The sequence below is a fragment of the Martinezella sp. CNPSo 3890 genome (assembly GCF_057784455.1).
Genome location: NZ_JBXSOR010000003.1, coordinates 541,037 through 563,426 on the forward strand (window position 1 = coordinate 541,037; position 22,390 = coordinate 563,426).

The window sequence follows — 22,390 nt, forward strand, 5'->3', positions numbered from 1 at the left end:
TTTGCCTACAGCCCACGCAGGAAGGGATTGGTGCGGCGCTCGTCGCCGATCTTGCTCCCCGGCCCGTGACCACAGATGAAGCCGACTTCATCGCCAAGCGGGAAAACCTTGTCGCGGATCGATTCCAAAAGCTGCTGATGATTGCCGCCGGGCAGATCGGTTCTGCCGATCGACCCGTTGAACAGCACGTCGCCGAGATGGGCAAAGCCCTGCTTCCTGTTGACATAGATGACATGGCCGGGCGCATGGCCGGGGCAATGGAAAACCTCGAATTCATGCTCGCCGAAGGAAACCTTGTCGCCCTCCTTCAGGAAGCGGTCCGGCGTAACGTTGCGCACGCCGCTGATGTTGAACATCTTGCCTTTGGCTTCGATATCCTCCAGCAGGAAGCGATCGTCCTCATGCGGGCCGATCACCTCGATGCCGAGTGCCTCACGCACCTCGTCGGCACCGCCGGCATGATCGATATGGCCGTGTGTCAGCCAGATGGCCTTGAGGGTAATGCCGTTCTCGCGCACCGTCTGCAGGATGATATCGACATCGCCGCCCGGGTCGACCACCACGCCTTCCTTGGTCTCCGGATCGAACAGGATGGTGCAGTTCTGTTCGAAAGGGGTCACCGGAATGATGCCGGCCTGGAGCATGCCCATGGAGCGCCTCGTCTGTTTGATCGTCGTACTGCCGGTATAACGGCAAACATCAGACAAAACAGCCCCCGAAGCTTCAAAGTGATCCAAACGCGGCAACCGAACCTCAAGATTCGATAATACCCATGTTTTCAAACGCTTATTTGATCCTCTCATCGAACGATGACCTATTGGTGTCCGGCAAACCGGAACACTCAGGCACTCGAAACGTTGAAGATAGGTCTTTCAAGACAGAAGGAGAAAACCAATGTCCTTGAAGAGAAATCTGTTGCTGACCGGCTTTGTCCTTCTCGGCAGCGCGGGTCTCGCCCAGGCCGAGATGGCCGCAACCACCGCCACGGATATAGAAGTTCGTTCCGGGCCCGGTGCGGAATTCCCGACCGTTGGTGTCGCCACTCGCGGGTCCGAAGCAACACTCGACGGCTGCGTCGAAGGTAGCCGCTGGTGCCGGGTCGACGTCAATGGCATGCGCGGCTGGGTCTATGCGCAATATCTGAGCGTCGAACAGAATGGCACCTCGGTCGTCGTTCAGGACCACCGGGATGATCTGGGCATTCCCACCATCACCTATGAACAGACCGATCCGATCCAGACCGGCAGCGTCCAGCGCGTTCAGCCCGATCCGAGCGACGAATTGCTGGGGCCCGTCGATCAGAGCGGTGGCGATGTAGTCGCAATCACCCCGCCTGAGGAAGTCCGCACCTATATCGACGACAATCCGGTCGATACTGTTCAGTTGCGTGGAGATCTGGTGGTTGGCGCCACCGTTCCGCAAAGCGTGGAAGTACACCGTATTCCAGACTACCAATACAGCTACGTCGAGGTAAACCACCAACCCGTATTGGTCGATCCGGGTACACGCCGCATCGTCTACGTCTACCGCTGATTCGCCTCGCAGGACAGCATAAGACGGCGAAATTGACATGCGGCGGGTCGGCCGCATGTCCAAACCGAGGATTTCCCCTGAAATTATTAGGGAATTCTCCCGTTTGAGTTGCTCTTCTATTTCCAGCGATCCGTGCATGATGTAATCCTAATATCGATGAAGGATTATCGCCGCTCCCTGGCATCGATCCGGGACGCCGCGAGAGGGCATCCGGAAGCGTCTCCGGAACTATGGGAGAAGGGCAGTCATGGAAAGTCTAGGGCCTATCATTACGCAATTGATTGCCGGTGCGATCGGTGGCAACGCCGCGAGCGCCGTTTTGAAGCAGGATGGGATCAATCTCATTGCGAGAACGATTGCCGGAGCCGTGGGTGGCCTTGGCGGCGGCCTGATCCTGAACCTGATCGGCAGCGAAGCTCTCACCGGCCTCATCGCGCAAGGCATATCCTCGTTGGTCGCCGGCGGCGTGCTCTCCGCGATCGTCGGTGCCGTTCTCGGCCGTAAGTCGTAACTAGATCGGATCGCACAAGCCGGGCCGACAAACACCCGGCTTGTGCGGATCAACATCAATTCCGTTTGGCAACAGGCGCATCTCGCCCCTGCCTTGAAGCTGATGGCGCGGAAAAGATACCCGCTTTCACGATGGTTGCCGCTCGACGGCCGGGCATGCGCGACCTTCAGCAAGGGCGCCTGCCTCTCGCCCCATTGTTCTCTAACAATCTCGCCACCTCAAGGCATGATTGCTATCGGCCATATTCTGCCCCTGTGGCGACGGATTAATATACAGGATATGTTGGAGTTTTTGCGGGACCGCGCTTAATTTCCCGATAGGGCAGCCCATTCGGGCCGCACAGCATTGTGCGAAAGCGGGCAACGACGTAGAAATGCGTCAATAGAGCTGACATATTTTTGCGGAAATTTCCCGGATGCTCCATAATAGGAAAGGAAATGTCACGGTGCCACGACAGATGAGCCAGAATGCGGCAAAAACGGAGCTGCTGGGCACACCGATGCAAAACGCGGGAAGCATCGATTTCGAGATTATCGAGCTGCTTTTCTTCGCCTACCGTGATTTTGTCTCCGATCCCGACCAGATCCTCGTCAAGAGCGGTTTCGGCCGGGCCCATCATCGTGTCGTCCATTTCGTTAACCGCGAACCCGGCATGACGGTTGCGGACCTTCTGGAAACATTGCAGATCACCAAACAGAGTTTGGCGCGGGTTCTCAAACAATTGATCGATTCGGGTTATATTCGCCAGGTCGCAGGTCCGGAGGACCGGCGGCAGCGCAAGCTGTATCCGACGCAAGCCGGCCGCGATCTGGCGCTGGCGCTGGCCGAGCCGCAATCGCGCCGCATTGAAAGGGCATTCGAAGGCGCGTCGGAAGCGACGCGCGAAAGCGTGAAGCGTTTCCTGAGGGGAATGCAGACGTTGAAATGACGGCGATTCAGCCCGCTGTGCCGGTGCGGAGTGCCTCAATGCAATCGATGGGTAGGACAGGATCGAGACGGACCGAATGACGACAAAAGCAGCAATCTCGGATGACGCAGCACATCTTTTGGTGGTGGACGACGACACACGTATCCGTGCCCTCCTCAATCGTTACCTCATGGAGAAAGGTTTTCGCGTCACGTCTGCTGCCGATGGCGCCGAAGCCCGCCGCAAGCTGGAAGGGCTCGACTTCGACCTCATCATCATGGATGTGATGATGCCCGGCGAATCCGGCATCGCGCTGACGTCGAGCCTGCGGGCGATCAAGAACATTCCGATTATCATGTTGACGGCACTGGCTGAAGCCGACTCCCGTATAGCGGGCCTTGAGGCCGGCGCGGACGACTATCTGCCAAAGCCCTTTGACCCGCGTGAGTTGGTATTGCGCGTCAACAATATCCTTCGCCGCAATGCGCCCGCCGATTCCCCGAAAATCGAGCTTGTGATGTTCGGACCTTACACGTTTTCGCTCACCCGCAAGGAGCTGAAGAAGGCGGCGGAACTCATCCGGCTTACCGACCGCGAGCAGGAAATCATGCTGTTGTTTGCCAAGCGTGCCGGCGAGACCATCCCGCGTCACGAGCTCATCGGCAATGACGCAGAGGTGGGCGAACGAACGATCGATGTGCAGATCAACCGGCTGCGCCGAAAGATTGAAGACGACCCGGCCAACCCTATCTGGCTGCAGACGGTGCGTGGCATCGGCTACCGCCTTAGCATAGACTGAGATCGGCTCCGCGGGACCAGGTGATGGTGACATTCGATTCGATCAGACGCGACCAGGATCACACGCCGTCCAACGGATTGCGGTGGCTTTCGCGCTGGATGCGTCGCTATATCCTGCCGACCGGCCTCTATGCCCGCTCATTGCTGATCTTCATTCTGCCGATGATCATCTTGCAGGCGGTGGTTACCGTCGTCTTCATGGAGCGCCACTGGCAGATGGTGACTCAGCGCCTGTCGATGGCGACAACGCGCGACATCGCCGCCATCATCACCATCATACAGACCTATCCGCAGGATGCCGACTATTCCGCCATCACCCAGATGGCGCGCCAGAAGCTCGATCTCGCCATTTCGATCGAACCGGGTGGCGAGCTGCCGCCGCCCGCCGAAAAACCGTTCTTTTCGATCCTCGACGGCATTCTGAGCGACGAGATCCGCGATCAGATCAACCTGCCCTTCTGGATCGATACCGTCGGCAACTCCAGCCTGGTCGAAATCCGCATCAAACTGCCCGACAAGGTGCTGCGCGTTTTCGCCAAGCGCAGCCAGACTTATGCGTCCAATACCCATATCTTCATCCTGTGGATGGTCGGCACGTCTCTGGTCCTGATCGGTATCGCCGTCCTGTTCCTGCGCGGCCAGATCCGTCCGATCCTGGCTCTCGCCCAGGCGGCGGAAAGCTTCGGCAAAGGACAGCGACTGGAAAACTATTCCCCGCGGGGCGCCGACGAAATACGCCGCGCCGGTCTCGCCTTCATCCTGATGCGCGAGCGCATCGAACGGCAGATCGAGCAGCGCACGGCGATGCTCTCCGGCGTCAGCCATGACCTGCGAACCGTTTTGACCCGCTTCAAGCTGCAGCTTGCCCTTGTCGGGGAAAATCCGGATCTTGCCGGCCTTAGCGAAGATGTGGAGGACATGCAAAGCATGCTAGAGGGCTATATGGCCTTCGCACGCGGCGAGGCAGAAGAAGATGTCGGTCAGTTCAAGCTCAGCGATATCTTCGAGAAGATCCAGCAGGACTTCACGCTGCACGGTAAATCCATGAGCTTCTCCATCGACGGTGACGATCAAATCTCCGTCCGGCCGAATGCCTTTACCCGCCTGGTGACGAACCTTGCCACCAACGCCCGGCGCTATGCCAACAGCCTTCGCATCGAAGCAAGGCACAGCGCCAAATGGCTGACGATCATTTTCGATGATGATGGCCCCGGCATTCCAGCCGCGGCACGCGATGACGTCTTCAAACCGTTCTTCCGGCTGGATTCGGCCCGCAATCTCGACAAGTCGGGCACAGGCCTCGGCCTTGCCATCGCGCGCGACATCGCCCGCAGCCATGGCGGCAACGTCACGCTTGGCGACAGCCCGCTCGGCGGCCTGCGCGCCACTATCCGCATTCCTGCCTGAGGAGGCGTCACATGGCGATCGATATCGATGGCATGCACTGGCTGAATGCGCCGCCGATGTGGGAGGTGAACCAAGGACGATTGTTTGTCCGTTCCGGCGACAAGACCGATTTCTGGCAGGAGACCTATTACGGCTTCCATCGCGACAACGGTCATTTTCTCGGCACGCCGCGCCGTGGCGATTTCACCGCAGCAGTCACCTTTGTCGGCCACTATCGCGAGCTTTACGATCAGGCCGGCCTGATGATCCGCCACGATGCCAGGCGCTGGATGAAATGCGGGATCGAATATACCGACGGCGCCAGGCATTTCAGCGTCGTCGTCACCAATGGCAATTCCGATTGGTCGGCCTTCCGGCTCGATCATGAATTCGATGCCATGTCGGCACGGGTCACGCGCAACGGCGATGCCCTCTTCATCCAGTATCGCACCGACCGTATGAGCGAGTGGCGCATGGCGAGGCTCGCCTGGTTCGATCCGATGCTGGAGGAAGTGTCGGTCGGTCCCGCCTTCTGTTCGCCGCAACGCGAAGGCTTCGAAGTGGAATTTCTCGATTTCAGCCTGAGCGACCCGCTATCGAGGGACATCCACTGAGGGCACTTCCCTTCGATTGCGAAAGGGATACAGCTCACATCATCTTCTTACCGTTCGGCACCGGCTGGGTCACCGCAGCGAGAACGATTGCGCCGGACTCATCCTCGAAACCGAGCGTCAGCACTTCGGAACGCACCGGTCCGATCTGGCGTGGCGGGAAATTGACCACGGCCAACACCTGCCGGCCGATAAGAGATTCCGGCGTATAATGTACGGTGATCTGTGCGGAGGAACGCTTGATGCCGATCTCCGGCCCGAAATCGATTCTGAGCTTGTAAGCAGGCTTGCGTGCTTCCGGAAAAGTCTCCGCTTCGATGATCGTTCCGACGCGGATATCCACCCGCTCGAAATCGCCATAGGTGATCTCTTCCGTCATGCCCTGTCCTTTATCGAAAACCTGGAACGCTTTAGCGCTTCGCAGAACGGCTAATTCCAGGCGGAAAACCGCTATGCACTTTTCCTGAAATTGTTAGCCTGCCAGCTCTTGCGCCCGCTTGCGCGCTGCTTCCAGAGCCGCATCGAACAATGGCTGCATGCCGTCTTCCGCCATTAGCACGCCGAGCGCCGCTGCAGTCGTTCCGCCGGGAGACGTCACATTCTGGCGCAGGCGCGAAGCGTCGTCGGGAGACTGGTGCAACAATTCACCAGCCCCCGCGACGGTTTCCCGTGCGAGCCGCATGGCGAGGTCCGCCTGCAGGCCAAGCTTTCGGCCCGCCTCCGCCATGCATTCCACGAGATAGAAAACATAGGCAGGCCCGCTGCCCGAAACCGCAGTCACCGAATCGATATCGGCTTCGCCAGGCACCCATTCGACCGGACCGGATACCTTCAACAGGTTCTGGACCAGCTGCCGCTGGCGATCGCTTACACGCGCATTGGCAAAAGCGCCGGTCACGCCGCGCCCGACCATGGCGGGCGTATTCGGCATGGCGCGTACCATGGCCGCGTCTCCCAGATGCCTCTCAAGCGCAGAGAGCGTCTTGCCGGCCGCAATGGAGACGACGACGGTCGTCTCTCCGACGAGCGGTTTGAACGGCGGCAGAACCGCGTCCATGAGTTGCGGCTTGACGGCGATGAAGAGAACGCCCGCCGTCAAGCCTTTCGGAACTTCGGTGACATGGCTTGCGCCCGCATCCGCAATCATTTTCCGCATCGCTTCGGCCGGATTGGGATCAACGACAACGACCGAAGAGCCCGGCACGCCGTTTTTCAGCCACCCCGTCAGCAATGCGCCCCCCATATTGCCCGCGCCGATCAGAACGATCGGCCCGGAGGATGCAAATGCATTGGCGGATTGTTCACCTGTCATGTCACGCTTCGCCTACCGTTTCAAAGAGTACGGCTTCCATGGCACGGTTTGCATCGAGCCCGGACCATACGACAAATTGGAAAGCCTGATAGTAAGCCTCGCATGTATCAAGCGCGTTGGAAAGCAGCACTTCCACCTGCCTGTTCGTGGGCTCCGCCCCACCCGACAAGAGCAGCGATTGACGGAAGATGACGATGTCTTCCTGACGCCACAGATCGAAGTGGCCCATCAGCACCTGCCCGTTGATGCAGGACAAGAGCTTGATCACCTCGTTGACGCGCGGGTCCGGAACCTTGACATCGAATGCGCAGGCTATGTGCAGCGCCTCGAATTCCTCCATCCAGGAGAACGAGACGTGATAGTCGGTCCATCGCCCTTCGACGGTCATGGCGATTTCGTCTTCGCCCGACCGTTCGAACGACCAGTCGTTGTTGGCAGCAACGAATTCGATCATGTCGACCGGATTCGATTGTCGTTCGGCTTCCATTTCCATAAGGCTCATGCAGCACCTTCTTGACCGGATCGGTTGCAGTTTTCCCGTGGCTCGACACTGAAAGAACGCAAACAATTTTACTCCGGAAACATCCTCGGGATGATGTTGAACGGCTGCCAGACTAACGCTTCCACCATGCCCGGGGCTTACCAAGTCCGTTTCGAATCATCATTTAAAATCAGTGTATAGCGGCATGCCCGGCATGCCAGCCCCTGAACGGTGATTTTGGAAACGGCACTGTGGAAAGCTCTTCCGACGTCTATTCAGAAGGGAGTCATAACCGACTCTGGCGATTGGCTTTTTTGCCTATGTCCACAGGTGGAAAAACTGGCGGAAATTTTCAGAGAAAAAAGGCGCGCCAAACGGGTGCCGCGCCGATCAGCAAACAGAAGTCCAGGCTTATTTGCCCTTTGAAGCGAGCTTGGCTTCGAGCGCTTCGATTCTCGCCAGCAGTGCCTCGTTTTCGTCGCGCGCCTTGATCGCCATTTCGCGAACGGCCTCGAATTCCTCGCGCTTGACGATATCCATGCTGTTCAGCCAGCGCTCGGCATGGGCATTGAAGGCGGTCTCGATTTCGCGGCGCACGCCCTGGGCAGCACCGGCGGCATCGGTCATCAGCTTGGCGAATTCATCCAAGATTCGGTTCGGTCCAGTGCTCATTGCAATCTCCTTGCGGCCGTCGGCCCTCAACGGTCAGGCATCGATATGGGCCAGATAGTGCTGAGGTAGGATTTCCAAGGGGCCGATGCAAGCAAATTGAGATAGGACTGGACAACCGGAGCTGCCATCTCGGCGAGATCAACAATCGACTTGACCGTTTCGACAGCGAACGCCATGTTCCGCGCACATTTTGGATATTTAGCATGATCCTGCCCCGAAATGGCACGGTGCTTTCGGGAACATGCTGCAACGGGCCTGACGATCTTGCTGACATCCGCCAATCTCGCCGCCATCCTGCCTTTTCCGGATATCGATCCGGTCGCCGTTTCTCTCGGCCCGGTTTCAGTCCATTGGTACGGACTTGCCTATGTCGCTGGCATTCTGCTCGGCTGGTTCTATGCCAGGCGGCTGGTCGATAACGGCAGGCTCTGGCTGAACGATACAGCACCGATGACGCGCCAGCATCTGGATGACTTCATTCTCTGGGTAGCCTTCGGCATCGTTCTCGGCGGCCGCATCGGCTATATCCTTTTCTACGATCTCGATCCGGTCCTGGCCAATCCGATCCGTGCCATCGAAGTCTGGAACGGCGGCATGTCTTTCCACGGCGGATTAATAGGCACCACCATCGCTATGATTTTGTTCGCAAGGCGAAACAAGATTCCCGTCTGGAGCCTGTTCGATATCGTCGCCGCCGTCGCCCCGATCGGGCTTTTCTTCGGCCGTATCGCCAATTTCATCAATGGCGAGCTCTGGGGTCGCGTCACAGATGTTCCCTGGGCGATGGTCTTCTGCAGCCCACATGTGATCGCCGCCCATAACGGCGTGTGCCCCGCAGGCCCAGACCCGCGGCACCCGAGTCAGCTTTATGAAGCCGGCATTGAAGGCATCATCCTCTTCCTTATCCTCTTTGTGCTTACGCGCTGGGCGCTGACGCTGAAGAAACCGGGCACGGTCAGCGGCATTTTTGTCATCGGCTACGCTTTCTCGCGTATTTTTGTCGAATTCTTCCGTCAGCCTGACGAGCAGCTCGGTTATCTGCTCGGCACGAACTGGCTGACGATGGGGATGGTGCTTTCGCTTCCGATGGTGGCGATAGGCCTTTGGGCCGTTATCCGCGCCCGTCAGGCAGCGGCGAGACAGATAGCTTGAGATGGAGTTCAATATCGCGTGGTCTTCTTGAAAGACGCTCCCAGTCTGTCTGGGCCACGCATTAGCGAAAGCATAGAATGACGACGGCGCTCGGGGAAAAAATCAAAGCCATCATCCGCACCAATGGGCCATTGAGCATCACCGATTATTTTTCGCTGTGTCTCGCCGATCCGGTGCATGGTTACTACAAGACGCGCGAACCTTTCGGCCAATCCGGCGACTTTGTCACCGCGCCCGAAGTCAGTCAGCTATTCGGTGAGATGATCGGCGTCTTCATGGTGCATGCCTGGCAGCGACATGGAACTCCTGCCGAGGTGCGTCTTGTCGAAATCGGTCCGGGCCGTGGCACGATGATGTCCGACATGCTGCGCGTCATCGGCAAGCTGGCCCCGCCGCTCTATGATGCCATGACGGTCCATCTCGTCGAAACCAGCGAGCGCCTGCAGGGCTTCCAGCGCCAGACCCTTGATGCCTACGGCGCAAAAATCTCCTGGCATACGGATTTCGGCGAGGTGCCTGAAGGTTTCACCCTGCTCGCCGCCAACGAACTCTTCGACGCCATTCCCATCCGCCAGTTTGTTCGCACCGCCAACGGCTTCCGCGAGCGCACGGTCGGCCTCGACGCCAACGACGAGCTGAGCTTCACGGCGGGCGTCGCCACGCTCGATCCTGCACTTCTTCCAGAGGGCGGACTGCCGCCGATCGGTACGATTTTCGAAATCGCACCCGCCCGTCAGGCCGTTATGACGACGATCTGCGATAGGCTTGCCGCTCATGGCGGCACGGCGCTTGCCATCGACTACGGCCACATGGCGACAGGCTTCGGCGATACGCTGCAGGCCGTGCGCATGCACGAATACGATCCGCCGCTGGAACATCCGGGCGAAGCGGATCTCACCAGCCATGTCGATTTCCAGCATCTGGCGCAAACCGCGCTGGCCTCCGGCATGCACATTAACGGCTGCTGTCATCAGGGCGATTTCCTGGTCGGTCTCGGCCTGCTGGAGCGGGCGGCAGCCCTTGGCAGAGACCAGGATGCGGCGACCCAGGAGAACATCCGTGTCGCCGTTGAAAGGCTGGCAGGCGCCGGCGAAGGCAAGATGGGTGAGCTCTTCAAGGTGCTGGCGGTCTCCAGCCCGGCGATCGATCTCCTGCCCTTTCGTCCCGTCGGCTGAAACGTGACCATCGATCCCTACGCATTGACAGTGCGCGCCGGACTGGGCCAACATCCCAGTCAAATCGAACTGCTTCGCCGCGGCTGCGTTATCCATCGCACGACAGGCTGAACCAAGACATCAAGGGACACTGCAGTTGCCGACACCACTTGCAAGCACGCTGCTGAGCGCCGCCGAGGCTGCCGGCATTCGCCATGGCTATTTCACCCGCGCCGGCGGCGTTTCTGAAGGCCTTTATCGCGGGCTGAACGTGGGCTTGGGTTCACATGACGATCGCGAGCACGTGCAGGAAAACCGCCGCCGCGTAGCCGGCTGGTTCGGTCTGCCCGTCGAACGGCTCGCTACCGTGCATCAGATCCATTCACCCGATGTCGTGACAATCGGCACATCTTACGATGGCAGCCGGCCGCAGGCCGATGCTATGGTCACGGCGACACCGGGCATCGCAATCGGCGTGCTCGCCGCCGATTGTGGCCCTATCCTTTTTGCCGATCCGGAAAATCGGGTCATTGGCGCCGCTCATGCGGGGTGGAAGGGCGCGCTGACCGGCGTGCTGGAAAATACCATCGATGCAATGGAGGCGCTTGGCGGGCGGCGTGAGGCGATCCTTGCCTGCCTCGGCCCGTCGATCAGCCAGGCGAGCTATGAGGTAGGTCCCGAATTCGTCGAGCGCTTCATCACTCATGATCCCGATTATGCCAAATATTTCGCCCCTTCGGAACGCGACGGTCATGCCATGTTCGATCTGCCGTCCCTCACGGTCGATCGGCTGCGCAAGGCGGGCGTCACCGCCGAAAGCCTGAACCTGTGCACCTATCCGGATCCTGACCGCTTCTTCTCCTATCGGCGCACGACGCATGCGAAGGAGCCGGATTACGGACGGCAGATTTCCGCCATCGCCATCGGAAAGGCAGCTTGATATGGCCGTGCATTTCGAACGCAGCGAATTCGATGCTCGTCTGGCACGGTTGCTGGCGAGAATGCAGGAAGAAAAGCTCGATGCCATGCTGCTCTTCGCACAGGAAAGCATGTATTGGCTGACGGGCTACGACACGTTCGGCTTTTGCTTTTTCCAGACGCTGGTCGTCAAGGCGGATGGGTCGCTGACGCTCCTGACGCGCTCGGCCGATCTGCGTCAGGCGCAGCTGACCTCCGTCATCAGTGACATCCGCATATGGGTCGACCGCGTCAACGCCGATCCGACGCTCGATCTCAAGGAGCTCTTGTCCGATCTCGATCTGCTCGGTGCCCGTATCGGCGTCGAATACGACACTCACGGCATGACGGGTCGCATCGCTCGCCTGCTCGATCATCAGCTTGCAAGCTTTGGACAGATCATCGATGCCTCTTATCTTATCAGTCGTCTGCGTCTGACGAAGAGCCCGGCGGAAATCGCCCATGTCGAACGGGCCGCCGCACTGGCCGACGATGCCCTCGACGCAGCCCTGTCTGTGGTCAAGGCCGGCGCGGACGAGTCGGATATTCTCGCGGCCATGCAGGGCGCCGTCTTTTCGGGTGGAGGCGATTATCCCGCCAACGCATTCATCATCGGCTCGGGTGCGGAAGCCCTGCTCTGCCGCTATAAGTCCGGCCGCCGCAAGCTCGACGCCAATGACCAGTTGACGCTCGAATGGGCCGGTGTGGATGCGCATTATCACGCTGCCATGATGCGCACGGTCGTCATCGGCACTCCCAGCCATCGCCATCGTGAGCTCTACAGCGCCTGCCTGGAAACCCTGCAGGCGATCGAAACGATCCTGATGCCGGGGCATACTTTCGGCGACATCTTCGACATGCATGCGAAGATCATGGACGAGCGCGGCCTTGCCCGCCACCGGCTGAACGCCTGCGGCTACTCTCTCGGCGCCCGCTTCTCGCCGTCATGGATGGAGCACGAAATGTTCCATATGGGCAATCCCTTGGAGATCCAGGAGAACATGTCGCTCTTCGTCCATATGATCATCATGGATTCCGACAGCGGCACCGCCATGACCCTCGGACAAACTTATTTGACGACCTCACAGGCGCCAAAAGCCCTTTCTCGCCACCCTCTCGAATTTCTTAACCGTTAGGGGCGTAAGATAGCGATCCTGGACGGTAAGACCGTCGGGAGAAAGGATCGCGTCTATGGGACTGGTCAGGATAACGTTGACTGTCGCCGGCTTTTGCCTCGCGCTCTCCGCCTGCAATACCACGGACGCCCTGACGCCGCCCGAAGCCATCGGTGATGTCAGCTCCAGCCCGGTCACGCAGCGCGACGTCGAGCGCATGGCTTCAGCGCCCCAGCGCCGCCAGGTCTATCAGGACACGCAGGACAGTTACGGTTATCGGCAGCAGACCTCCCAGCAAGCCTATCAGCCGCAAAGCTACGGCGGGAGTGGCACGCTCGACGAGCAGGCCTCGGCGCTGAGGTCGAGCGGCAGCAATCCATATGCCTCCCGCCCGCTCGACGGCTCCCGGACCGCTTCCATCGCTCCGTCTAACAATCAGTTTTCGGAGGCCGACGAACAGCGCGAGGCCGACCGGCGCCTGTCGGACGACCCACCGCCACAGCAGCAGCAACAGAGTGCAGACGATCCTCAACCGGAACAGCGGCAGCCGGATCAACAGGCGTCGCTGCCGCCCACCGCCGCGGCCGGCGGCAACAGCGTCCGCTTCCTGCCGATCATCGGCGCTCCCGTGGAAGCCGTCACTCCGCTGTCGCGCCAGCTTGGTGCCGACGCCCGTTCGCTTGGCCTGACGATCAAGAGCTCAAGCGATTCCAGTGCCGCCTATATTCTCAAAGGCTATCTTTCCGCCTTTGAAGACGGGCCGCAGATTTCCGTGACCTACGTTTGGGATGTGCTTGATAGCAATGGCAACCGCGTCCACCGCATCCAGGGTTCAGAAAGCGCGCCTCTGAAGCGTGGCGACCCTTGGTCGGCCGTTCCTCCAACGGTCATGCAGAAAATTGCCACCAAAACCATGTCGGAATTCAATTCCTGGCGCGAATCCAACGGTGGATAGCTAAAAGCTTTTCAGAAATATGAAGCTAACGTGTCTCTCCCTCTTGCATTCGAGAGCAAGGCGGTTAAAAGCGCGGCTATCAGGTTGGTAATAGGCGGGCCACAATGAAGGTTTTCGCAGGCAATTCGAACCGGCATCTTGCCGAAGCGATCTGCAATTATCTCAACGTTCCCTTGGGAAGAGCTAGCGTCCGTCGGTTCGCCGACCAAGAGATTTTCGTAGAGATCCAGGAAAATGTACGTGGCGAGGATGTGTTCCTCGTGCAGCCGACGTCGTTTCCGACCAACGATCATCTTATGGAACTGCTGATCATGATCGATGCGATGCGCCGCTCGTCGGCGCGGCGCATAACCGCGGTTATCCCCTATTTCGGCTATGCCCGCCAGGATCGTCGCGCCTCGGGGCGCACCCCGATCTCGGCCAAGCTGGTGGCCAATCTGATCACCGAGGCCGGCGCTGACCGCGTACTGACCCTCGACCTGCACGCCGGCCAGATCCAGGGTTTCTTCGATATTCCCACGGACAATCTCTATGCGGTTCCGATCCTGACGCGCGATATCAAGGCGAATTACGATATTGGCAACGTGATGGTTGTCTCGCCCGATGTCGGCGGTGTCGTGCGCGCCCGCGCCCTGGCAAAACGTCTCGACTGTCTGTTGGCGATCGTGGACAAGCGCCGCGACCGCCCGGGTGAGTCCGAAGTGATGAACATCATCGGCGAAGTGGCCGGGAAGGATTGCATCCTGATCGACGATATCGTCGATTCCGGCGGCACGCTTTGCAATGCTGCCGAAGCACTGCTCGCACAAGGTGCGGCAAGCGTTACCGCCTATATCACTCATGGCGTTCTCTCCGGCGGCGCGGTGACCCGCGTGGCAAACTCGAAACTGAAGGAACTGGTAATTACCGATTCCATCCAGCCGACGACCGCCGTACTTTCGGCGCCGAATATCCGCGTCATCACGACGGCGACCCTCATCGGCGAAGCCATCAACCGCACCAGCCAGGAAGAATCGGTTTCAAGCCTGTTCGACTGAGCCTGAGGCCCACCTCAGGTGGCCTTTGCTCCCGCAGGATGCGCCTGTTTCCATGCGAGCAGACCAATGCCCAACAGCCCCGAGATGAAGACGGCCGCGCCCGATCCCATAATCGAAGGCCCGATGCCGAACCACGCAAACAGGGTTGGCGACATCAGGTAGGCCAGAAGCAGGCCGGTGAATATGGCGCACATCAATAGACGATAGACCTGCGCCAAACGATGCGGCTCGCAGCGCGTCTGCATCAGGTGCAGCGTGGCAAGGTTCTCGAAGGGACCGTTGATCGCCGCAAAGCAGGCAACGATCATCAACCCGATCCGATCATGCATCAGAGGCAGCAGGAAAACGCCAGATCCGAAAATGAGCTTCGCCACGATGATCCAGACCACCGGCCGGCGCGGCTTGACGCTGCCGAGGATCAGGTTGGTGGTCAGGTTGCCGACGCCGTAGGCCGTCATCATCAGGCTATAGTCGGTCAACGGGTTGGCGCTGGTTTCGCGCAAATGCAGGATCATGCCGAGCAGGATGCCCATCGCCCAGGCAACGTTTCCCATCAGGTTGGTGAAGAGGCCATAGAGGATTGCCGCATGGCCCCGCGCTGCGCGCCAGCCACCGAGAACGCCGTCCACCACAGCCGCCATTCCGGAGAAATCCCGGCGCCGCGGCGGCGTCGGAAGTTTCGCCACCGCCAGCCACACGGCAAGCGCCGACAATATGAAGGTAGCAGCCGTGACCGTGAAGAACTGAGATTTCGGCAGGAGCCCATTCACAAGCGCGATCAGGCTCGGGCCGAGAATACGCGCCATGCGGCGGGTGGCATCGAACAAGCCGTTGGTCGCATGCCGGACTTCGGCATCGACGGCAATCACCGGCAGAGTCGCCTGCAGCGACGGATCGAACGTCGACGTCAACAACGCGATGCTTCCGGCAAGCACGATCAACAGCGGCAGGCTCATCAGATGCAGAAGACCTGCCAGGGACAGCATCAGCAATAGAGCCGCACGCAGCAGATCGGCAGTAATCATCGTCGTGCTGTGCCGCCAGCGATCCGTGACGATGCCGCCGAACAGGCTGCCGAACAGCAGCGCACCGGACTGCAATGCGGAGACATATCCCGCATCGCGGCCGATGAAGTCGGCCGCAATCCAGACGACTGCGACCATGTAGAATTCGGAACCTGTAGCCGCCAGCACCTGGCCGGCCCATAAGAGAGAGATCGAGCGCTGGCTCAGCGGCTTCAGGACGAACATGATCGCATTCTGATTTCGGAGTGGCTTATTTCATGACCTGCCCGTTGACCGTCACGTGACCGTCGTCGGAAAGATCGATATCCCAGCGCGAGCGTCCATCGGCATCCGTCTTGGCAAAGCCCTTGGCCATCATCAGGCCGAAGGAGAGCTGAGACAGATCCTCCTTGGTCTTTGCGGCCTCCTGGATGGCGGCGATCGTCTTATCGAGATCGCGGGCAAGAACCGTCATCTTCATGGCGACGCGGTCCTTTTCGGTCAGCCAGCCGCGCATACTGCCCGAAGCCTCGACATCATAAAGACCCGAGACGGCGCTGATCTTCGGGAAGTTGATGGTCATCGTCCCGTCGGGGAACATGGCCTTCTGCAGCTTCTCGTCCAGGGCTTTATCGCTCTCCGGGTTCTTCAAATCGGCTTGCTGGAACACATCCGCCAGAGCGGAGAAATTCAGGTTCGGCACCTGTACCTGTATATCGGCCGTATCGGGAATGAAGGCGACATAGTCTTCAGGGATCAGGCCCGTTTCCAGGGCAAGCTTCTCGGCATTCAGGCCGAAATCGGCGTTCATGGCATTGGCTGGCCCGGCTACCTTGAAGAAATAGCCCATCTTCTGCAGGCCGCCGTTGCCGAATGGCGTCGTGACCGCAATGTCCTTGATCGCGACGGACTCCTCGAAGGAGCCGACAATCGGCATCGCATCCATCAGCAGGGCCTTGACCGCCTTGCTGTCGGCATCGGAAAGCGTCTTCTCATCCTTGTGTTCGGAGACGAATTGCAACAGGGAATTCACCGCCTTCAGCGGCAGCCTGGTCGCGCCAGCGTTGAAGTCGATCGCCGCGATCTTGATTTCTCCGAGCGTCGCATCGTCGGCCGAAATCTTGTCGTAGAGCGATTGCAGGCTGCCGTTCATCTTGAGATCGAGCCTGCCCGGCTCACCGCTGTCTGCCGATGACAGGGTATAGACGATACTGTCGGCCGTCGCGTCATTCTTCTGGACGCTCTTATCTGCGTCGGTGGTCTTTGTCGCGATGGTGATGCCATTGCCCTTCATATCCATGGAACGCAGATAGTGAAGCGCAGGGTCGAACACGCCCTGGAAGGTCGATGACGCCAGGGCATAGCGAAATTCGGTGTCGGGACCGCTGCCGGGCTTGGACTTCGCCGTGATATCGAAGGCATTGTTGCCTTCGATGTTCCAGAGGCCGCTATCGAGCGGCGTCGCCAGCATCATCAAAGGCTTGAGGCCGCTGATGGCGAAATCGCTCACGTTCAACTTGTCGAGCAGCTTCTGCACATCATAGATGACTTCATAGTGCGTGCTGACCGGCTTGACCGAAATCGCACCGCTCTTGGCGATATCATCAGGCAGGAAATAGGTCAGATTGCCGTAGAGATCCTTGGCACCTTGCTCGCTGACGTCAGCCGCCTGCACAAGGCCGGCCACGCCGGCAGCGAGAACAGCCGCCGTGGCAACCGCTTTGAAACGCATAATTCACCCCCAAATATGATGGAAAAGAAACGTGGAAATCTGGAAAGAGCCGAGCGGCCTTTCGCATGGAACTTTATGGGCTTGCCCTCAAACCTCAAGGCTTCTTCATCACTTGTCCGTTGACCGTCACCGTCCGGTCTTCATCCATGGTGATATCCCAGCGGAGACGGCCGTCCGGGTCGGTCTTGGCAAAACCCTTGGCGGCGAGCAGGCTGAAAGAAACGCTATTCAAACGAGGCTGAGCCTTGGCGGCCTCCTGAAGTGCTGCAACCGTCTTGTCGAAGTCGCGCGCCAGGATCGTCGCCTGCAGCGAAATGCCGGAATGCGGCTTGGTGGAGCCCTTCAGCGCGCCGGAAACCTCGACGTCATAGACGTCAGACTTTGCGCTGATCTTCGGGAACTCTAGCGTTCCATAGCCGCTCGGGAACATCGTGCGTTTCAGAGCCTCGCCGGAAACCGGCGTCGCCCGTGTTGCAATCGAATCGAGCCCGGCATCGATGAGACCGGCAAAGTTGATATTGGGCACGCCGAGCTGAACGTCCAGCGCCGCAGGCAGGAAGGGCGTAAAGGCAGCCGGCACGAGATCGGCACCGGGGGCGAACTGCTCAGCCCTAAGCTCGAGATTGACGTTCGAAGCCTGGGTTAGGCCGTCCATCTTGAAACTATAGTCGATGCGCTTGACGCCGACCTTGCCCCTCTCCGTTGCCACCAGCGCGTTGTTCACCGTCACGGTCTTGCCGAGCGAACCGAAAACCGGCAGGGCCTGATGGACCAGCTGTTCGAACTTCTCGCTGCCGCTTTGCGACAGCTGCTTAGCCTTTACGTGTTGAACGAAGAAACGGATGAGCGCGCGCAGATCCTTCACCGGCAGGCTTGTCGCTGTGACATTGGTATCGACGCTATCGGCACTAAAAATGATGGGCGAAGCGTCCGGACGCACAGTGAACTGCTCACGCAAGCGCTGCAGCGTTCCTTGCAATTGCAGGTCGACCTTGCCGGCTTCGCTGCTGTCGGTAACCGTATGGGCAAAGGAGGCGCTGTCGATTGTCGCATCGATCTTGCGCCCGCTTTTCGGGCCGCTGCCGGCACTCGAAAATTTCACGCCACTGCTCTTGATACCCATCGACCGCATCATTTCGATGGTAGGGTCAAAAATGCCGTCGAAAGAGCTGGAAACGATCGAATAGGCAATGTCCGAGGTCGGCGAATGCAGGGCGACATCGAGGCTGTTGTCGCCCGTCAGATGCCACCGTCCCTGTTCGACCGGCTGCGCAAAAAGCGACAGCGGCTTGAAACCCGTGACCGAAAACGCATTCGAATTGATCTTGTCGAAGAATTTCGCGAGATCGTAGGTAATCTCATATTGATCGCCGGCCGGCTTGACGGTCACGAAATCGCTGCGGGCAAGGTCCTGCGAAAGCGAATGGGTCAGGATGTTGCGGAGTTCCTTGGCGCCTTGCTCATTGACGTCGGCAGCCTGTGATGCGCCAGCAAGACCCATGGAAAAAACCGCGGCGGCGATTGCTCTGGAACGCATGCCCGACCTCTCCTTCTGACGCCAATCGATTGCATTCGACTGTTGATGGGGCCGAGGGTATATGTCAAGGCGTTGATAGACATGCCACCTCAGGCTTGTTCGCGGCAGTTGCAATGTCACCACAAGGCTTCGCATTCCGGGGGTGCTTGCACCTTTGGCCGCTTTGTATTATACGCCACGCGTCCGCGTAGACACCCTTGGAGGCAACGCGGATGAGGCAGGGTACGCCCTCCTCCAGTTCAATCGATACGGCGCATGACCGAGCGAATGAACTCTCCAAATAACCTCGAAAGGAATAGCTATGAGCCACGAAAGCTACGAGCTCAAGGCCGAGGCGCGCGAACGGGTTGGTAAGGGGTCCGCCCGTGAACTTCGCCGCAATGGTCTCATTCCCGCTGTCATCTATGGTGACAAGCAGGCCCCCATTTCTATCGCTCTCAACACCAATGAGGTGACGAAGCGCATCCACGCCGGCGGCTTCCTCACGACGATCGCAACGATCGACGTCGACGGCAAGAAGATCAAGGTTCTGCCGAAGGACTACCAGCTCGATCCGGTCCGTGACTTCACGGTTCACGTCGACTTCCTGCGCGTTTCCGGCAACACGGCGGTCACCGTCGAAATCCCGGTTCATTTCGAAAACCACGAGAAGTCCCCGGGCCTCAAGGCTGGCGGCGTGCTGAACATCGTTCGCCACGAAGTCGAAGTTCATTGCCCGGCCGATGCGATCCCGGAATTCTTCACCGTTGACCTCTCCGGTCTGAAGAGCGGCGACAGCATCCACATCTCGGCTGTCAAGCTGCCGAAGAACGTGACCCCGGTCATCGCCGACCGCGACTTCACGATCGCAACGATTGTTGCCCCGGCAGCCGGCCTTGCTGAAGACGAAGCAGAAGGCGGCGAAGAAGCCAGCGCCTGATTGGCATCTTCGACCTGAAGCATTTGAGACCCGCCTCCCTTTTGGGACGGCGGGTTTTTCATGCCCGGGAATAAATATTAGAGAAAGTAAAAATAAGAACGTCTTGGATCTATACTATCGTTGATTTCCATTAACCTCACAGTTTCAGCAACATTTAACGGATTCATGAAAATCTACGCGAAAGAGTTGTAGAAAGCGGCGCGCCCAAAATCCGCTGGTCTATGACCGGGGAGCTAACGGAACTATGAGCCATTCGGTCGAAAACAGGTTTTTCGCGATCGTTTGCGGTGCGCTGCTGATTTTCGTAGCGCCGCTCTTCGTCCTTTTCCTTTTTCTGTCGTCCGAACGCGCCGAAAAGGAAATCAAGGATCACATAACGGTTCTCCTCGTCGCTAATGCCCAGGCCCTCGCAAAGCCGCTATGGGACCTCGACGAAGACAGCGTCACCCAGATCAGCGCGACCACCGTTGCCGAAGGCGCGATCGTCCGTGTCAACGTCCGCGATCTTTCCGGCCAGCTCGACGTCACGCAATCGACCATCCCGAAATCTTACAAGGGCAATCTGGAGTCCGTTGACCGGCCAATCATCTACAACGGCGTCGACGGTGCGAAGCGGCTTGGCACCATCACGGTCTATTATCCTCAGCTCGGCCTATTCGACGGTCTGAAGAGCGAAGAGATCGTCTTCATCTCCATCTTCATCTTCGCTGTGTTGACGGTCTTCGGCGCGGCGCTGATCGGCAATCGTATCTTTGTCATCCAGCCCCTGATGCGGCTGACGCATGCCATTGAGGCCACACGGCGGCTCGGCTCGCGTCATCATGTCGACTGGCAGTCGAACGACGAAATGGGCCGGCTTGCCAGCAGCTTCAACGATATGCAGAGCAAACTCCAGCGCGAGGAAAACGAACTGAAGCTGGCCCATCGCCGGGCGACGGACACCTATAATCTGACGCCCGCCATGCTTTTCTCGCTCGACAAGAATGATTGCATCGCTGCCGTCAGCGACTACTGGCTCGCGGCGACAGGCTATGATCGCGCCGAGGTGATCGGCCGCGAGTTTGCAAGCCTGATCCTGCCGGATTCGCGCATGCAATATATCGAGCGCAAACGCGGCAACCCCGACAGTGCCGCCCGCCTCGCCGTGACGGTGAAATTCCTTTGCCAGGATGGGCGGATCATGGATGTCCTGATCCTCGAAACAACTGCGATCCAGGACGGTCTGTCGCTCTCCGTCATGACCGACGTCACCGAACTCAAGCAGTCGGAAGACCGTAATCTGCGGCAGGCGATTACCGACCATCTGACCGGCCTTCTCAACCGCCAGGGCTTCGAGAGCGCGCTGGACGCAAAGATCAATGAAGCCGATCTGCGCAGACGTGAGCTCGCCTGCCTCTTCATCGATCTCGATCGCTTCAAGTGGATCAACGACAATATGGGCCATGCCGCCGGTGATGCGGCACTGCGCGAACTGGTATCGCGCCTCCAGAAATGCCTGGCGCCGGGCGATATCGCCGCGCGCCTCGGCGGCGACGAATTTGCCATGCTGCTGCTGGCCGAGAATGCGGAAGCAAGAGCGATCGACATGGCGGCCCTTATCGCCGAGGCCTTCGAGGCACCCTTCATCGGCGATGCGCGCCTCAGCGCCAGCATCGGCATTGCGATCTACCCGCGTCAGGCAGCCAACGCGGCCGAACTGCTGCTGAAATCCGATATCGCCATGTATGCCAAGAAACGCGATGGCAAGAATGGCGCACAAATTTTCGACAACAGTATGCTGGACGATTCCCGCCGCCGGGCCGAACTGGAGAACTATATCGAAACCGGCCTCAGCGAAGACTGGTTCGAAGCTTATCTGCAGCCCGTCGTGAATATAGACGACCGCTCGATCGCCGGTTTCGAGGCGCTGATGCGCCTGCATCACCCGCAGAAAGGCATCCTGCCGCCTGGCCGCATCATCGAGGTCGCGGAGGAGACGGGCTCCATCATTCGCATCGGCAACCGCATCATGGAGAAGGCTATCGCCGATTTTGCTCGCCTCTCTCGGATCGAGGGCATGCAGGACACCTATCTCGCCATCAACTTCTCGCCGCTGCAATTCGAGCAGGAGTTGCCACTGCGCATTGCGGCCCTGCTGGCGCGCTACGAAATCGCACCCCAGCGCATCGTCGTGGAAATCACCGAGGCCGTCCTCATGGATGACAATCCGGAGACGCGCATGGTCATCAACGAAATCTGCCGCTACGGCTGCCGCATCGCGCTCGACGATTTCGGCACCGGTTATTCGTCGCTGAGCTATATCAATCGCTTCCCCGTCGACATTATCAAGATCGATCAATCCTTCATCCGGGCGATCAACGATACTGCGTCCGATGTCAGCGCCAAGAGCCGCATGCTGGTCGAAAGCATTACCACGCTGTCGCACAAGATGAACTGCACGGTCATTGCCGAGGGCGTGGAGACCGAGGAGGAATGCGCAACCCTGCGCGCCATGGGTATCGACTATGGCCAGGGCTATCTATTCTACCGGCCGCTGCATCCGGACAATCTGGTAAGGACGCTGGTCGGCTCGCACCAACATCACCCTTCCCCCGTAGCACAAGCGTCATAGCGATGA

At 59.1% G+C, this 22,390-nt stretch carries 22 protein-coding genes; 14 read left to right on the forward strand and 8 right to left on the reverse strand.

Annotation, left to right across the window (positions count from 1 at the left end; genetic code table 11):
• Positions 1–5 precede the first annotated feature (5 nt).
• Positions 6–650 (reverse strand): MBL fold metallo-hydrolase, encoded by a 645-nt coding sequence (locus AC13RC_RS12530; RefSeq protein WP_488557301.1) that lies wholly within the window; start codon positions 648–650, stop codon positions 6–8.
• 244 nt (positions 651–894) lie between these two features.
• On the opposite strand from AC13RC_RS12530, the gene AC13RC_RS12535 reads away from it, so the two are divergent.
• The 6 genes from AC13RC_RS12535 to AC13RC_RS12560 all read left to right on the forward strand — a co-directional run bounded on the left by AC13RC_RS12535 (position 895) and on the right by AC13RC_RS12560 (position 5,749).
• A complete protein-coding gene (locus AC13RC_RS12535; RefSeq protein WP_145316556.1) occupies positions 895–1,533 on the forward strand; it encodes a DUF1236 domain-containing protein in 639 nt (212 codons plus the stop codon).
• Positions 1,534–1,780: 247 nt separating this feature from the next.
• Positions 1,781–2,044, forward strand: coding sequence for a hypothetical protein (locus tag AC13RC_RS12540; protein ID WP_092711633.1), 264 nt, complete (start codon positions 1,781–1,783; stop codon positions 2,042–2,044).
• A 457-nt stretch (positions 2,045–2,501) separates the two neighbouring features.
• A complete protein-coding gene (locus AC13RC_RS12545) occupies positions 2,502–2,972 on the forward strand; it encodes a MarR family winged helix-turn-helix transcriptional regulator (RefSeq protein WP_488557335.1) in 471 nt (156 codons plus the stop codon).
• A gap of 76 nt (positions 2,973–3,048) precedes the next feature.
• Entirely contained in the window at positions 3,049–3,750 is a 702-nt protein-coding gene (locus tag AC13RC_RS12550) for a response regulator (RefSeq protein WP_069612646.1), read from the forward strand.
• Between the two features lie 23 nt (positions 3,751–3,773).
• On the forward strand, positions 3,774–5,156 hold the full coding sequence (locus AC13RC_RS12555; RefSeq protein ID WP_069612647.1) for an ATP-binding protein: 1,383 nt from the start codon (positions 3,774–3,776) through the stop codon (positions 5,154–5,156).
• 11 nt (positions 5,157–5,167) lie between these two features.
• On the forward strand, positions 5,168–5,749 hold the full coding sequence (locus AC13RC_RS12560; protein WP_488557302.1) for a DUF1349 domain-containing protein: 582 nt from the start codon (positions 5,168–5,170) through the stop codon (positions 5,747–5,749).
• 34 nt (positions 5,750–5,783) lie between these two features.
• On the opposite strand, the gene AC13RC_RS12565 is transcribed toward AC13RC_RS12560, so the two are convergent.
• From AC13RC_RS12565 to AC13RC_RS12580, 4 genes are all read right to left on the reverse strand, one after another.
• Positions 5,784–6,125 (reverse strand): tRNA-binding protein, encoded by a 342-nt coding sequence (locus AC13RC_RS12565; RefSeq protein ID WP_152096218.1) that lies wholly within the window; start codon positions 6,123–6,125, stop codon positions 5,784–5,786.
• A 93-nt stretch (positions 6,126–6,218) separates the two neighbouring features.
• Complete coding sequence (gene proC, locus AC13RC_RS12570; protein WP_113351860.1) at positions 6,219–7,058, reverse strand: pyrroline-5-carboxylate reductase; 840 nt, start codon at positions 7,056–7,058, stop codon at positions 6,219–6,221.
• A gap of 1 nt (position 7,059) precedes the next feature.
• Positions 7,060–7,560 carry a type III secretion system chaperone family protein gene (locus AC13RC_RS12575; RefSeq protein ID WP_069612651.1) on the reverse strand — a complete coding sequence of 167 codons (501 nt, stop codon included), beginning with the start codon at positions 7,558–7,560 and terminating at the stop codon, positions 7,060–7,062.
• Positions 7,561–7,950: 390 nt separating this feature from the next.
• The gene (locus AC13RC_RS12580; protein WP_069612652.1) at positions 7,951–8,211 is read right to left on the reverse strand and encodes an accessory factor UbiK family protein; all 261 of its coding nucleotides are present in this window, start codon (positions 8,209–8,211) and stop codon (positions 7,951–7,953) included.
• A 264-nt stretch (positions 8,212–8,475) separates the two neighbouring features.
• Here AC13RC_RS12580 and lgt point away from each other — a divergent pair, with 264 nt between their 5' ends.
• From lgt to AC13RC_RS12610, 6 genes are all read left to right on the forward strand, one after another.
• A complete protein-coding gene (gene lgt, locus AC13RC_RS12585; protein WP_488557336.1) occupies positions 8,476–9,363 on the forward strand; it encodes a prolipoprotein diacylglyceryl transferase in 888 nt (295 codons plus the stop codon).
• Between the two features lie 77 nt (positions 9,364–9,440).
• Positions 9,441–10,538, forward strand: coding sequence for a class I SAM-dependent methyltransferase (locus AC13RC_RS12590; RefSeq protein ID WP_113332252.1), 1,098 nt, complete (start codon positions 9,441–9,443; stop codon positions 10,536–10,538).
• A gap of 136 nt (positions 10,539–10,674) precedes the next feature.
• The gene (gene pgeF / locus AC13RC_RS12595) at positions 10,675–11,457 is read left to right on the forward strand and encodes a peptidoglycan editing factor PgeF (RefSeq protein ID WP_488557303.1); all 783 of its coding nucleotides are present in this window, start codon (positions 10,675–10,677) and stop codon (positions 11,455–11,457) included.
• Position 11,458: 1 nt separating this feature from the next.
• A complete protein-coding gene (locus AC13RC_RS12600; protein ID WP_488493428.1) occupies positions 11,459–12,610 on the forward strand; it encodes a M24 family metallopeptidase in 1,152 nt (383 codons plus the stop codon).
• A 55-nt stretch (positions 12,611–12,665) separates the two neighbouring features.
• Positions 12,666–13,544, forward strand: coding sequence for a hypothetical protein (locus AC13RC_RS12605; protein WP_488557304.1), 879 nt, complete (start codon positions 12,666–12,668; stop codon positions 13,542–13,544).
• Between the two features lie 104 nt (positions 13,545–13,648).
• Positions 13,649–14,581, forward strand: coding sequence for a ribose-phosphate pyrophosphokinase (locus AC13RC_RS12610; RefSeq protein WP_069612657.1), 933 nt, complete (start codon positions 13,649–13,651; stop codon positions 14,579–14,581).
• A gap of 14 nt (positions 14,582–14,595) precedes the next feature.
• Here the strand turns inward: AC13RC_RS12610 and AC13RC_RS12615 are convergent, their stop codons facing one another.
• The 3 genes from AC13RC_RS12615 to AC13RC_RS12625 all read right to left on the reverse strand — a co-directional run bounded on the left by AC13RC_RS12615 (position 14,596) and on the right by AC13RC_RS12625 (position 18,854).
• Positions 14,596–15,831 (reverse strand): MFS transporter, encoded by a 1,236-nt coding sequence (locus AC13RC_RS12615; protein ID WP_152092630.1) that lies wholly within the window; start codon positions 15,829–15,831, stop codon positions 14,596–14,598.
• Positions 15,832–15,856: 25 nt separating this feature from the next.
• Complete coding sequence (locus AC13RC_RS12620) at positions 15,857–17,317, reverse strand: hypothetical protein (RefSeq protein ID WP_488557305.1); 1,461 nt, start codon at positions 17,315–17,317, stop codon at positions 15,857–15,859.
• A gap of 94 nt (positions 17,318–17,411) precedes the next feature.
• The gene (locus AC13RC_RS12625) at positions 17,412–18,854 is read right to left on the reverse strand and encodes a hypothetical protein (protein ID WP_488557306.1); all 1,443 of its coding nucleotides are present in this window, start codon (positions 18,852–18,854) and stop codon (positions 17,412–17,414) included.
• A 301-nt stretch (positions 18,855–19,155) separates the two neighbouring features.
• Here AC13RC_RS12625 and AC13RC_RS12630 point away from each other — a divergent pair, with 301 nt between their 5' ends.
• Together AC13RC_RS12630 and AC13RC_RS12635 are read left to right on the forward strand one after the other, a co-directional pair.
• Positions 19,156–19,773, forward strand: a complete 618-nt coding sequence (locus AC13RC_RS12630) for a 50S ribosomal protein L25/general stress protein Ctc (protein WP_113332245.1) — start codon at positions 19,156–19,158, stop codon at positions 19,771–19,773.
• Between the two features lie 244 nt (positions 19,774–20,017).
• Entirely contained in the window at positions 20,018–22,384 is a 2,367-nt protein-coding gene (locus AC13RC_RS12635) for an EAL domain-containing protein (RefSeq protein ID WP_488557307.1), read from the forward strand.
• Positions 22,385–22,390 lie beyond the last annotated feature (6 nt).